The following is a 13,923-nucleotide window of genomic DNA, read 5'->3' as shown; positions in this document are numbered from 1 at the left end:
CTGACTCTAATATTTAAGACGGCCGCCCGGTCTGCTATGGTCGGTCGCGGCGTTGGATACGGACAATGGACAATACCATCCTCGAAATGCGGACCATCACCAAGTCGTTCCCTGGTGTGAACGCTTTGGAAAATGTCAATCTGAAGGTCCGTCAGGGCGAAATTCACGCTTTGGTCGGCGAAAATGGGGCAGGCAAGTCCACCCTCATGAAGGTGCTTTCGGGCGTCTACCCGGCTGGCAGCTATGACGGCGACATCTACTATGACGGCGCGGTTCGGCAGTTCAAGACCATCAAGGACTCCGAAGAGATCGGCATCATCATCATCCATCAGGAGCTGGCGCTCGTGCCGCTGCTGTCGATTGCCGAAAATATCTTCCTGGGCAATGAGGTCGTCGCCAATGGCATGATCAATTGGCAGGAAACCTTCACCCGCACCAAAAAGCTCCTTGCCAAGGTGGGCCTCAAGGAATCTCCGAATACGCTCGTGACCGACATCGGCATCGGCAAGCAGCAGCTCGTCGAGATCGCCAAGGCCCTGTCGAAGAGCGTCAAGCTGCTCATTCTCGACGAGCCGACGGCATCGCTGAACGAACATGATTCCGATGCGCTCCTCAATCTCCTCATCGAGTTCCGCAATCAGGGCATCACCTCGATCATCATCACGCACAAGCTCAACGAAGTGCGCAAGGTGGCCGATGAGATCACCGTATTGCGAGACGGCATGGCGGTGAAAACGCTGAACTGTCACGAAGAAGAGATCAGCGAAGACATCATTATCCGCAACATGGTGGGCCGCGAGCTGGCCGACCGATATCCGCCCCGCTCGGTTCCGATCGGCGAGACCATCTTCGAAGTGAAGAACTGGAACGCCTTTCACCAGCAGCATCGCGATCGGCAGATCCTGCACGATATCAACGTCAATGTCCGCAAGGGCGAAGTCGTCGGCATCGCGGGCCTGATGGGTGCCGGGCGCACCGAATTCGCCATGAGCGTGTTCGGCAAGTCCTATGGTCACAAGGTCAGCGGCGAAGTCTTCGTCGAGGGCAAACCGGTTGACACCAGCACGGTGCGCAAGGCGATCGATGCCGGTCTTGCCTATGTGACGGAAGACCGCAAGCAGCTCGGCCTCGTTCTGTCGAACAGTATCCTGCACAATACGACGCTTGCCAATCTGCTCGGCGTCTCAAAGGCGACCGTTATCGACGACGTGCGGGAGCTGCAGGTGGCGACGAACTATCGCGCCAAGCTGCGCATCCGTTCGGCCGGCGTCTTCCAGGAAGCAGGCAATCTCTCCGGCGGCAACCAGCAAAAGGTGGTATTGTCGAAGTGGCTGTTCTCCGATCCTGATGTCCTGATCCTCGATGAGCCGACCCGCGGCATCGATGTCGGCGCCAAATACGAAATCTATTCCATCATCAACCAGCTTGCCGCAGACGGAAAGGGTGTTCTGATTATTTCATCGGAAATGCCCGAGCTTCTCGGCACCTGCGATCGTATCTACGTGATGAACGAGGGTCGCATCGTCGCCGAACTGCCAAAGGCAGAGGCGAGCCAGGAGAGCATCATGCGCGCTATCATGCGCTCAGGGGAGAAGCATCAATGAGTTCGGCCAACCCAGCCACGGAAAGCAGCCACGTCGTTTCCGTTGGCGACCATATCCGCAACAATATTCGCGAATACGGCATGCTGATCGCGCTCGTCGTCATCATGCTGCTGTTCCAGTATCTCACGAACGGCGTGCTGTTCAGGGCGCAGAACCTGACCAACATCGTGCTGCAGAATTCGTTCATCGTCATCATGGCGCTCGGCATGCTGCTGGTCATCGTGGCCGGGCATATCGACCTGTCCGTCGGCTCCGTCGTCGGTTTCGTCGGTGCCGTTGCCGGTGTGCTGGTCGTGCAGATGCACATGAATCTCGCTCTCGCGACGGTCATTTGTCTGCTAATGGGCGCCGCCGTCGGGGCCTGGCATGGATATTTCATCGCCTACCACCGCATTCCGTCGTTCATCGTGACGCTTTCGGGCATGCTGGTTTTCCGCGGCTTGACCTATGCCATCATCAACACGACCGGCAACGGCAGCAGCATCGGTCCGTTCCCGCCGGCCTTCCAGATCGTCGCGACGGGCTTCATTCCCGACTTCTTCGATATGGGCGGCATCCATTCGACGTCGATTTTTCTAACCATCGCCATTCCGATTGTCATGTTCCTGATGTCATGGCGTCGCCGCAGCGTTAACGAGGCGCACGGTATCGATGTGGAGCCGTTCGGCTTCTTCGTCGGGCAGAACCTGGTGATTGCCGCCGCGACGATCTTCATCGGCTACCAGATTTCCTCCTACAGGGGCCTCCCGAACGTTCTGGTTCTTATGCTGGTGCTGATCGCCCTCTATGCCTTCGCCACGCAGCGTACGACAATCGGCCGTCGCATCTATGCCATGGGCGGTAACGAGAAGGCGACGAAGCTCTCGGGCATCGATACTCGGCGCCTGACGTTCTACACCTTTATCAACATGGGCATTCTTGCCAGCATCGCCGGCATCATCATCGCAACGCGCCTGAACTCGGCAACCGCCAAGGGCGGCGACGGTCTCGAGCTCGACGTCATCGCGGCCTGCTTCATCGGTGGCGCGTCTGCTTCCGGCGGCGTCGGCAAGGTGACGGGCGCCGTCATCGGCGCGTTGATCATGGGTGTCTTGAACCAGGGTATGTCGATCCTTGGCTACCAGACGGACTCGCAGAAGATGATCAAGGGTGCGGTGTTGCTCGCTGCCGTGTTTATCGACGTCTACAACAAGAACAAGGGCTGATCGCAGAGCGCGACCAGCCAAAACTTTAAAACCAAATCCATGACAGAGTCCGGCTCTCGCTGAGAGCCGGAACGGTAAACTGCATCCGTTCTCTGTCTGATAGGAAAGGATGAAAACATGCTCATCTCGCAGATCAAGGGTTCGAACGGCGAGATCATCGTCGCTGTTCGCAGCGGTCCCGGCGATACGGCCAAGGCCGTCGTCAACGGCGGCAGCGTTTACGCGCTTGCCATGGAGGCTGCCGACAGCGGCAAGTCGTTGGCTTCGGTCATTGAGGCGCACGGCCTCGGAGAGGTGATCGACCTCGAAAAAATCTATGCCGAAGGCCGCTTCCTGCCGCCGATCACACATCCGGACGCTGCCCACCTGCATCTGACGGGCACCGGCCTGACGCATCTCGGCTCGGCCGCGACGCGTGACTCCATGCACAGGAAGACGACGGAAGCGGCTGAAGAGACGCTGACCGACTCCATGAAGATGTTCAAGATGGGCATCGAGGGCGGCAAGCCCAAGGATGGCGAGAAGGGCGTGCAGCCGGAATGGTTCTACAAGGGCAATGGCTATGGCGCCGCAGCACCTGGTGCGGCGCTCGTTTCTCCGTCCTTCGCGCTTGACGGCGGCGAAGAACCTGAGATGGCTGGCATCTACGTCATCGCCAAGGACGGCTCGCCATTCCGCATCGGCTTTGCGCTCTCGAACGAATTTTCCGATCACGTTACCGAGCGGATCAACTATCTCTATCTTGCCCATTCCAAGCTGCGCCCGGCGAGCTTCGGGCCGGAGATCCGCATCGGTGCAGCGCCTGAGGATATTCGCGGCACATCGCGCATCAAGCGTGGCGATAAGGTGATCTTCGAAAAGCCGTTCCTGTCGGGAGAGGCGAACATGTCGCACACCTTCGCAAACCTCGAATATCATCACTTCAAATACGGCCTGTTCCGTGCTCCCGGCGATGTGCATGTGCACATGTTCGGCACTGCAACACTCTCCTTTGCCGAAGGCATCAAGCCGGAGGCGGGCGATGTGTTCGAGATCGAAGTCGCAGAGTTTGGCCTGCCATTGCGCAATCCGCTGGCGGTTGCCGCCGAAGAGAATGTGGCTGTTCGCCAGCTGTAAGTCGTCGAGCCCGGCCGTAAGGGATCGGCCGGGCATTTCCAACACGATCCAGGAAGGCATGAAGCCATGACCATTCATCAGAATCTGATCGCCGGCGAGTGGACCGGCACGACCGGCGCCGAAAACATCAATCCGTCTGATACCAACGAGGTCGTCGGCCTCTACGCCAGCGCCAGCGTTCAGGACGTTGCCGATGCCATCGCCGCCGCCAAAGCAGCGTTTCCGGCCTGGTCGCGCTCCGGCATTCTCGAGCGCCACTCCATCCTGAGAAAAACCAGCGACGAGATCCTCGCCCGCAAGGACGAACTTGGCGCGCTGCTTGCCCGCGAGGAGGGCAAGACCTTGCCCGAGGCGATCGGCGAGACAATCCGCGCCGCGCAGATCTTCGATTTCTTTGCCGGCGAGGCGCTGCGTCTTGCGGGCGAGGTGCTTCCCTCCGTGCGTCCGAATATCGGCGTCGAGATCACCCGCGAGCCGCTCGGCGTGATTGGCATTATCACGCCCTGGAACTTCCCGATCGCCATTCCGGCCTGGAAGATCGCGCCGGCGCTTTGCTACGGCAACACCATCGTCTTCAAGCCGGCCGATCTCGTGCCCGGCTGCTCCTGGGCAATCGTCGATATCCTCCACCGCGCCGGCCTGCCGAAGGGCGTGTTGAATCTCGTCATGGGTAAGGGCTCGGTCGTCGGACAGGCGATGCTGGATAGCCCGGTTCTATCAGGCATTACCTTCACCGGTTCGGTCGGCACGGGCAAGCGCGTCGCGCTTTCGTCCGTCGAGCACGGCTGCAAGTATCAGCTCGAAATGGGCGGCAAGAACCCGATGGTCGTGCTTGACGATGCGGATCTCACGGTTGCCGTCGAGGCCGCCGCGAATTCTGCCTTCTTCTCGACCGGCCAGCGCTGCACGGCATCGTCGCGGCTCATCGTCACCGAGGGCATCCACGACAAGTTCGTGGCGGCGCTGACGGAGAAGCTCAAGACGCTGAACGTCGACAATGCCACCAAGGCCGGCACGCATATCGGCCCGGTCGTCGATGCCAAGCAGCTGAAGACCGACACCGACTATATCGAGATCGGCAGGCAGGAAGGCGCAAAGCTCGCCTTCGGCGGTGAGCTTATCAGCCGCGAAACGCCCGGCTTCTACCTCCAGCCGACGCTGTTCACCGAGGCCACGAACCAGATGCGCATCAGCCGCGAAGAGATCTTCGGGCCGGTCGCCTCGGTTATCCGGGTGAAGGATTACGAGGAAGCGCTTGCCGTCGCCAACGACACGCCGTTCGGCCTGTCTTCCGGCATCGCGACGACAAGCCTGAAATACGCAACGCATTTCAAGCGCAATGCGGAAGCCGGCATGGTGATGGTCAACCTGCCGACGGCGGGCGTCGATTTCCATGTGCCGTTCGGCGGCCGCAAGGGTTCGTCTTTCGGTTCGCGCGAGCAGGGCAAATATGCCGCCGAATTCTTCACCACGGTCAAGACCGCCTACACGCTGGCCTGACCGCCAATTTCAAGGCCTGGGCGCGAACGAGGCGGCCCGGGCGACGCAAAAGGTACCGAGACTATGAAGAAGAAAGCTGAATGGCCGCGCCGACTGCGCTCCTACGACTGGTTCGGCGGCACCGGTAAAAACGCGATCATGCATCGCTCCTGGATGAAGAACCAGGGCCTACCGGCCGACACCTTCGACGGCCGCCCGATCATCGGCATCTGTAATACCTGGTCGGAGCTGACGCCCTGCAACGCGCATTTGCGCGATCTTGCCGAGCGCGTGAAGCGCGGCGTCTACGAAGCCGGCGGCTTCCCTGTGGAGTTTCCGGTCTTCTCGGTCGGCGAAAGCACGCTGCGGCCGACGGCGATGATGTTCCGCAACCTGGCGGCCATGGACGTCGAAGAGGCGATCCGCGGCAATCCGGTCGACGGCGTCGTGTTGCTCGGCGGCTGCGACAAGACAACGCCGAGCCTGTTGATGGGTGCGGCCTCCGTCGATATCCCGGTCATCCTCGTTTCCGGCGGCCCCATGCTGAACGGCAAGTGGCGCGGCAAGGATGTCGGCTCCGGCACGGCGGTCTGGCAGTTCTCGGAAATGGTCAAGTCCGGCGAGATGTCGCTGGAGGAATTCATGGACGCGGAGCAGGGCATGGCCCGCTCGGCCGGCAGCTGTATGACCATGGGTACGGCCTCGACCATGGCGTCGATGGCCGAAGCCCTCGGCATGACGCTGCCCGGCAATGCCGCTATTCCGGCCGTCGATGCCCGCCGCCGCGTCATCTCGCAGCTTTCGGGCCGTCGCATCGTCGACATGGTCAAGGAGGATCTGAAACCCTCCGACATCCTGACCAAGGAAGCCTTCGAGAACGCCATCCGCGTCAACGGCGCTGTCGGCGGTTCGACCAATGCGGTCCTGCACCTCTTGGCGCTTGCCGGCCGCATCGGTGTCGACCTGTCGCTCGACGACTGGGATCGTCTCGGCCGCGAAGTGCCGACCATCGTCAACCTGCAGCCATCGGGCAAGCACCTGATGGAAGAGTTCTACTATGCCGGCGGCCTGCCCGTCGTCATCAAGGCGGTCGGCGAAATGGGCCTGCTGCACAAGGACGCGATCACCGTCACCGGCGAAAGCATCTGGGCAGGTGTGAAGGATGTCGTCAATTACAATGACGACGTCATCGTCCCGCGCGAAAAGGCGCTGACCCAGTCGGGCGGCATCGCGGTTCTGCGCGGCAATCTGGCGCCGAAGGGTGCGGTGTTGAAGCCATCAGCCGCCTCGCCGCATCTGATGCAGCACAAGGGCCGCGCCGTGGTCTTCGAAAGCATCGAGGACTACCACGCCCGCATCAACCGCGACGATCTCGACATCGACGAAAACTGTATCATGGTGCTGAAGTATTGCGGCCCGAAGGGCTACCCGGGCATGGCCGAGGTCGGCAACATGGGCCTGCCGCCGAAGGTGCTGAAAAAGGGGATCACCGACATGATCCGCATTTCCGATGCGCGCATGTCCGGCACCGCCTACGGCACCGTCATCCTGCACACAGCTCCGGAAGCCGCCGATGGCGGGCCTCTGGCGCTGGTGCAGAACGGCGACTTGATCTCGGTCGACGTGCCGGCCCGCACGATCCAGCTCGAGGTTTCCGACGAGGAACTGGCCAAGCGCCGCGCTGCCTGGGTCTCCCCGGTCAAGCCGCTCACCGGCGGCTATGGCGGTCTCTATGTGAAGACCGTCATGCAGGCCGATACCGGCGCTGACCTGGACTTCCTGGTTGGCGCGCGCGGCTCGGAAATCCCGATGAACCGCGACAGCCACTGACTTTAGCGGGCGGAATTGAGAAAGGGGCGGGACGAGAGTTCCGCCCTTAACTCTGCTGCGGAATATTCGCGAGAATGCGTAGAGGGAACCCAGAGGCGCCGAGAGTGGACCTAAAAATCTGGACCGAGTTCGCTTCCGCCGTCAAGCCGCACATAGTAAACTTTCTCGCGCCGAGGACAGTTCCGATGATCGATCGCTCTTGACCCGTGTGCGGAGGAGGCTTCCCAAGAGTGAATAGCGCGGGTCTCATCGCACTCGATAACGGCTGTCGCGGCGCAGCAGCGGGATTGCTTCTGATGTTCGCTGCCGTCCTGCTGCGCGATCGTAACGCGACGAGCGCGATGCGTATCGCTGCCACGCTCGCGGGTGCAGGTGCTGCCTCCGCAATCATCGAGGCGCCGGGATTCCCGTCGGAATGGCACTGGGGAAGCCTGCCGCTCATTGCATTGTCCTCGGGCGGATCGGTCGCCTTCTGGCTCTGGGCTCGGGCGACGTTCGATGATGATTTTGTTTTCCGACCCTGGCATTGCGGCCTCTGCACCGTTCTGGTCGGCCTGACGCTGATGGCTTCCTATGGCGCCCTCACAAGCCCCGTTGCTTCAGTGGTCGACCGGGCCTTGACGCTTGCCAATCTCGCTCTCGCGGTGCTTGCCGTGGTGCAAACCGTCACCACTTGGCGAATGGATCTGGTTGCCCGGCGACGGCGCCTGCGTGTTACCGTGCTGCTGGGAACACTAAGCTATATCGCGACCAACGCGGTCACGAATCTCTCCTCCGTTGCGACCTCGGCGTGGTTGTCCCCGGCCCGAAATCTCGCCAACGCTGTCGGTCTTTGCCTGCTGGCGGTCCTTGCCGGTTGGAGTGTGTTCCGCACGGCCAGGACCAATCAAGCGCTGATGCTGGCGCCGGCCGGCGCATGCGCCGACAGAAGTTCTTCCGCTCTGATCAGAAACGCCGATCGTTCCGGGATCGAACCGGCGCTGCTCAATCGTCTGGAGCGCCTGATGACGGCGGAGCGCATATATCGTCGCGAGGGGCTGACCATCGGCTCTCTCGCCGCGCTCATGAACCTGCCCGAATATCGGCTGCGCCAGATCATCAACGAAGGCCTCGGCTACCGCAATTTCAACGCTTTTCTCAACCGCTATCGGATCGACGAGGCCAAGGCGGCTCTCACCGATTCCAGCCAAAAAGACGTGCCGGTCCTGACCATCGCCATGGATGCCGGCTTCCAGTCGCTTGGTCCGTTCAACCGAGCCTTCAAGGCAGACACGGGTCTGACGCCGACCGAGTTCCGGCGTCTGGCTCTCATCCGGGAGACGTCCAAGCCGCAGAGCGAGGCAAGGAATTTTGAAATCGGCAAGCCGCATTGAGAAATCGGCCAGCCGTTTTTGAGTTTCCGGCGAGAAGGCGCGGTCTCCCTTCGGCATAGTCTCTGCAAAAATCGGAGACAGTCATGGACACACTAGCCAAAAAGCACTTCGTTTTGAGCGCAATACTGAGCTTATGCACTCTGTTGACATATCTTAGCTCGGAGCCAGCGCGCGCGCAGGATCCGGATCAATCAGTATGGCCGACCAAACAATGGCTGACCTCGACGCCAGAAGAGCAGGGCATGGATTCCGCTGAGCTCGCCAAGCTTGTCACCTATGGGGCTCGCAACAGCTTTGACAGTCTTCTCGTCGTGCGTCATGGGCGAATTGTCACGGAGGCGTATTACGCCCCTTACACCGGCGATATTCCGCACCAGATATTCTCTTCGACGAAAGTGATCACCGGCACCCTTCTCGGGATGGTCTACAAGGATGGCCTGCTCGACCGTCTCGATCATCCAATGCTCGATTTTTTCACCGATCGCCAGGTCGCGAATGTCGATGAGCGAAAGAAAGCTATTACGGTTCAAACCCTTTTGGACATGACCTCCGGGCTCGATTGGGATCAGGGATTCGAGGGCGGCAAGCAGCAAACAATGTTCGATCTGGCACGAAGCTCCAATTGGACCCAGTTCATTCTGGATCGTCCCATGGCGCACTCGCCGGGAGAGGTTTTCAATTACAGCAACGGCAACCCGGATATCGTTTCGGCTATTATCACCAGGCTGACCGGCAAGCTTGCCGAGGATTATGCGAGGGAAAAGCTTTTTGCTCCGTTAGGCATTGTCGATTGGCACTGGGATCGCGATCCCCAAGGCCTCACGATGGGACACGGTATGCTGTATCTGCTGCCGCGCGACATGGCAAAAATCGGCTACTTGTATTTGCACCACGGTGAATGGGAGGGAAAGCGCCTGCTTCCACAGGGCTGGGCGGACGTCTTGAACCATAAGACCATGAATGTGCATGCGTCGGATGATCCTAACGAGAGCTATTCGAACTTCATTTGGATATTTCCCGACAAGCACGTTTACATGGCGAATGGCAAAAACGGCCAATTGATCGTGGTGTTTCCTGATTTGGATGTTGTGGTGGTGACCACCGCCAGAAAGCAAGTTCAGTATAAAGCCCTGCTCGATGCTGTTTCCGGCGCGGTCAAGTCCGAGTCGGCGTTGCCGTCGAACCCGGACGCCGCCGAGCAGCTTGCCAATGCGATCAAGGACGTCGCGGTCGAAAAGCCGACGCCCGTCGGCTCAACGCCCGAGATCGCTTCCGCGATCTCGGGAAAGACTTACGAATTCTCTGATAACGAATTCGGATTAAGGTCGTTTACGCTCGATCTAACCGACCCTCTTCCGCATTTTGAAGTCGAATTCTCTTTGCGTTATCCGGTCGGCTCGTCAGCCAGGTACAGCCTGCCGATCGGACGGGATGGGTTCTATCGCAAAGGGGTGCCGAAGCCTTCCGACCCTGGCATCGGCCATGTCACTGAGGCCAAGGGAACATGGCTAGATGCACGGACGTTCGTGATCGACGCGCCAGTTTTGGGATATGGCGAACAACAAAAGCTTGTCCTGACATTTAGCGGCAAGAAGCTGAATTTTTACCGCACGGTCGATGTGGGCGAGGGCGAGGATGTATCGGTGGATGGCGAGCAGGTGGCCAACTAACCAACACGTCCCGCGGTCGTCGGCCGAGATGTTCAAGATGGATCACTTAAACACCACCACGGCGAATTCGAGATGCTGCAGATATCCCAATTGAAGCAAGAGTTTTGTGACATCTGAGCATGCAGAATGCTTCGCGAAGATATTTTCGGGAACCTCAGTTTGCCGCTATCAGCTCTGGCTTTGGCTCTGCCCCTGGTTCGCGACCGTCACCTTGACCGTCAGGCTTTCGCCCGGCGTGCCCAAACGCATGCCGGAGACCGGGGCGGCGTCGCGATAGCAGAGGCCGGTGGCGATGCGGACGTAGCGGTCGTCGGGGCAGACGTCGTTGGCGGGGTCGAAGCCGACCCAGCCGAGGCCGGGAATATGCGCTTCCGCCCAGGCGTGGGTGGCGGCCTGTTCGTTCTTGCCTTCCATCATGAGATAGCCGGAAATGTAGCGCGCCGGAATGCGCAATGCGCGCGCGGCGGCAATGAAGATATGGGCGTGGTCCTGGCAGACGCCGCTCTTGCTTTCCAGTGCCTGCTCGGCCGTTGTTTCCGTGTCGCTGGTGCCGGGCTTGTATTCCACCGTCTGATGAATTGCGCTCATCAGCGCGTGCATTCTGCCGAGTTCATTGTCTCCGGAGATGCCACGCAGCAGCTCCTTCGTCAGCTTGCCGGCCTTGGTGCGCGGTGTATCCCGCAGGAAGAGCCAGAGCGGGCCGAAGCCGCTATGCGGGCCGATAACACCGTTCACGTCCTGCGTTTCGATCTCGCCGGTAGCGACGATCCGGGTCGAATCCTGCTCGCCGTCAAGCGAGACGAGCGTGACGCGATTGGCGAACTGGTCCTCATATTCGACCTCCGGATGCGCACCTTCCACCGTGAGCTTCCAGTCATGGACCGTCTGGCCGATGCCGGTAAGCGGCGTCAGCCGCAGGCGCTGCAGCGAGAACTGCGCCGGTTCGTCGTAGCGATATTCCGTGATGTGGCTGATCGTCAGTTTCATAATGTCGCTCGCTTACTGATAGAACCGGTAGCCGTCGGAAATCTCGGCGCCGAGCTTGTTGTTGCGCGCGACGAAATCCTCCAGGAATTCATGGAGGCCCTGGTCCATGATATTCTTGATCGTGAGTTTCTGCAGCAACTGACGAATGGCTTCGGCAGTTTCGTTTGCAGGCAGCCTCGTCTCGTATTCGGCGCTGAGAAAGCTGATGTTACCGACGATCTTCTCATAACAATAGGCGAGCGACCGCGGCATCTGACCGTTCAGAATCAGGAAGTCGGCGATGTTGGCCGGCTTGTATTCGGGATCGTAGGCCCATTTGTAGGCCCGGTGCGCCGAGACGGATCGCAGGATCGATTCCCACTGCGCGTTATCGAGCGAAGAGCCGACATGCGAGACTGATGGCAGCAGGACGTAATATTTTACGTCGAGGATGCGGGCTGTATTGTCGGCGCGTTCGATGAAGGTGCCCATGCGGGCGAAGTTATAGAGCTCGTTGCGCAGCATCGAGCCATGGAACGCACCGCGGATCAATCCGGCACGGCGCTTGATGACGTCGATCGTCTCCGGCAGTTCGGCCGTTTTCAGCCGCTTGCCGAGCAAGGCCTTCAGCTCGATCCAGCATTCGTTGGTCGCTTCCCAGGTGTCGCGGGTAAGCGCCGTGCGCACCATGCGGGCATTGTTGCGGCCATATTCGATGCAGGACATCACGCTCGACGGATTGGAGCGGTCACGCATCAGGTAGTCGATCGCGTCGGCGCCCGTGAGTTTGCTGTGCACTTCGTCATAGGCTTCGCGGACGCCGGCGCTTTGCAGGACGCCGTCCCAATCGTCTTCCACGGCGCCGCTGCGCGTCAGCGACATGCGCTGACCGGCATCGACAAGGCGGGCTATGTTTTCGGCTCGCTCGATGTAACGGAACATCCAGTAGAGGCCATTCGCGGTTCTTCCAAGCATGTCCGTTTCAGTCCTCCAGAACCCAGGTATCTTTGGTGCCGCCGCCCTGGCTGGAATTGACCACCAGCGAGCCTTCCTTCAGCGCCACGCGGGTCAGGCCGCCGGGGATGATCCGCACCTTATCGGAAACGAGAACATAGGGGCGCAGATCCACATGGCGGGGCGCGATGCCCTTGTTGACCAGGATCGGCACCGTCGACAGCGAAAGGGTCGGCTGGGCGATGTAGTTGTTCGGCCTGCTCTTCAGCTTCTCGGCGAATTCCGTCCGCTCCCTCTTCGAGGCGGTCGGTCCCACAAGCATGCCGTAGCCGCCGGAGCCGTGCACTTCCTTGACGACGAGATCGGCCAGGTTCTCCAGCACGTATTTCAGGCTGTCGGGCTCCGAACAGCGCCAGGTCGGCACGTTTTCGAGGAGCGGCTTGCGGCCGGTGTAGAATTCGACGATCTCCGGCATGTAGGAATAGATCGCCTTGTCGTCGGAAATACCCGTACCGGGCGCATTGGCGATGGTGATACCTCCGGCGCGATAGACATCCATGATGCCGGGAATGCCGAGTGCGGATTCCGGACGGAAGGTGAGAGGATCGAGGAAATCGTCGTCGACGCGGCGGTAAAGCACGTCGATGGCTTCATAGCCTCGCGTGGTGCGCATCTTCACCTTGCCGTCGATGATGCGCAGATCAGAGCCTTCGACCAGCTCCACGCCCATCATGTCGGCCAAAAAGGAGTGCTCGTAATAGGCCGAGTTGTAGATGCCGGGCGTCAGCACGGCGACGCGGGGCTTGCCCTTGCAGCCTGGAGGGGCGAGCGAGGCGAGGCTCTGGCGCAGCAGCAGCGGATAGTCCTCGACGCGCTGCACCTTGTTTTGGTGAAACAGCTCGGGGAACATCTGCATCATCGTTTCGCGGTTTTCCAGCATGTAGCTGACGCCGGACGGCGTGCGGGCATTGTCCTCAAGCACGTAGAACTGGTCTTCGCCCGTGCGCACGATGTCCGTGCCGACGATATGCGTGTAGACGCCGCCCGGCGGGCGAAAGCCGATCATCTCGGGCAGGAAGGCGTCGTTCTTCTCGATCAGCTCGCGCGGGATGCGCCCGGCGCGGATGATTTCCTGCTTGTGATAGATGTCATGGAGGAAAGCGTTGAGGGCGATGACCCGCTGTTCGATGCCCTGGGCGAGCTTGCGCCATTCGCGACCGGAGATGATGCGGGGGATGATATCGAAGGGGATGAGCTTTTCCGAGGAGTCTGCGTGTCCGTAGACCGCGAAGGTAATTCCCGTCTTTCGGAATATGTTTTCCGCATCTCGCGATTTGGCAATGAGATGGCCTCTGTCCTGGCCGGAGTACCATTCGAAGTATTTCTGGTAAGGTTCGCGCGGACTTTCATCCGCAGTAATCATTTCATCAAATGCCAAAGGCGCGGTCCCCGTGTTTTTACCCATTTGAATACAATGGTTTTTACAATGCAAGAAGTATGCGCAGTTACCGATACGAATTTCGCAGCGCCGAAAAATGCCGGATTTGCGGGCATTTAAGGGCGCCGCCGCCGCTATTCGTCGAACCTTGTCGCAGGACGCAGATCAAAATTTGAGCATCTGCTTCATTCGAGGACTGAACGCCTAGGTGGCAGATGATATTTCTTAAACCTGGGCGATCGTGAGCGCGCGGTGAAGAAAAATTGATGGCTGCTTTCAGCAGATGGA

10 protein-coding genes are annotated in these 13,923 nt (G+C 59.9%); 7 read left to right on the top strand and 3 right to left on the bottom strand.

Annotated elements, in window-relative coordinates:
- Positions 1-65: 65 nt before the first annotated feature.
- From mmsA to JTP94_RS32750, 7 genes are all read left to right on the top strand, one after another.
- Positions 66-1,604, top strand: a complete 1,539-nt coding sequence (mmsA, locus tag JTP94_RS32780) for a multiple monosaccharide ABC transporter ATP-binding protein (RefSeq protein WP_204854521.1) — start codon at positions 66-68, stop codon at positions 1,602-1,604.
- On the top strand, positions 1,601-2,809 hold the full coding sequence (gene mmsB / locus JTP94_RS32775) for a multiple monosaccharide ABC transporter permease (RefSeq protein WP_204854520.1): 1,209 nt from the start codon (positions 1,601-1,603) through the stop codon (positions 2,807-2,809). Before mmsA ends, mmsB begins: the two co-directional genes overlap by 4 nt.
- Before the next feature lie 117 nt (positions 2,810-2,926).
- Complete coding sequence (araD1, locus tag JTP94_RS32770; protein ID WP_204854519.1) at positions 2,927-3,925, top strand: AraD1 family protein; 999 nt, start codon at positions 2,927-2,929, stop codon at positions 3,923-3,925.
- Between the two features lie 66 nt (positions 3,926-3,991).
- Positions 3,992-5,425, top strand: coding sequence for an aldehyde dehydrogenase family protein (locus JTP94_RS32765; RefSeq protein WP_204854518.1), 1,434 nt, complete (start codon positions 3,992-3,994; stop codon positions 5,423-5,425).
- Positions 5,426-5,488: 63 nt separating this feature from the next.
- Positions 5,489-7,234 carry an L-arabinonate dehydratase gene (gene araD, locus JTP94_RS32760; RefSeq protein WP_204854517.1) on the top strand — a complete coding sequence of 582 codons (1,746 nt, stop codon included), beginning with the start codon at positions 5,489-5,491 and terminating at the stop codon, positions 7,232-7,234.
- Positions 7,235-7,464: 230 nt separating this feature from the next.
- On the top strand, positions 7,465-8,607 hold the full coding sequence (locus JTP94_RS32755) for a helix-turn-helix domain-containing protein (protein ID WP_204854516.1): 1,143 nt from the start codon (positions 7,465-7,467) through the stop codon (positions 8,605-8,607).
- 83 nt (positions 8,608-8,690) lie between these two features.
- Positions 8,691-10,277, top strand: a complete 1,587-nt coding sequence (locus JTP94_RS32750) for a serine hydrolase (protein WP_204854515.1) — start codon at positions 8,691-8,693, stop codon at positions 10,275-10,277.
- Positions 10,278-10,445: 168 nt separating this feature from the next.
- Here the strand turns inward: JTP94_RS32750 and JTP94_RS32745 are convergent, their stop codons facing one another.
- The 3 genes from JTP94_RS32745 to JTP94_RS32735 are packed head-to-tail and all read right to left on the bottom strand — an operon-like array spanning position 10,446 to position 13,635.
- A complete protein-coding gene (locus JTP94_RS32745; protein ID WP_204854514.1) occupies positions 10,446-11,264 on the bottom strand; it encodes a transglutaminase family protein in 819 nt (272 codons plus the stop codon).
- A gap of 12 nt (positions 11,265-11,276) precedes the next feature.
- A complete protein-coding gene (locus JTP94_RS32740; protein ID WP_204854513.1) occupies positions 11,277-12,218 on the bottom strand; it encodes an alpha-E domain-containing protein in 942 nt (313 codons plus the stop codon).
- A gap of 7 nt (positions 12,219-12,225) precedes the next feature.
- Positions 12,226-13,635 carry a circularly permuted type 2 ATP-grasp protein gene (locus JTP94_RS32735; RefSeq protein ID WP_204854512.1) on the bottom strand — a complete coding sequence of 470 codons (1,410 nt, stop codon included), beginning with the start codon at positions 13,633-13,635 and terminating at the stop codon, positions 12,226-12,228.
- Positions 13,636-13,923 lie beyond the last annotated feature (288 nt).

It is taken from the genome of Martinezella lusitana (genome assembly GCF_016901135.1).
In the GTDB taxonomy this organism is placed as follows: domain Bacteria; phylum Pseudomonadota; class Alphaproteobacteria; order Rhizobiales; family Rhizobiaceae; genus Rhizobium; species Rhizobium lusitanum_D.
The sequence above is the reverse complement of the archived record's forward strand: the minus strand, read 5'-3'. Positions and strand labels throughout refer to the sequence as shown.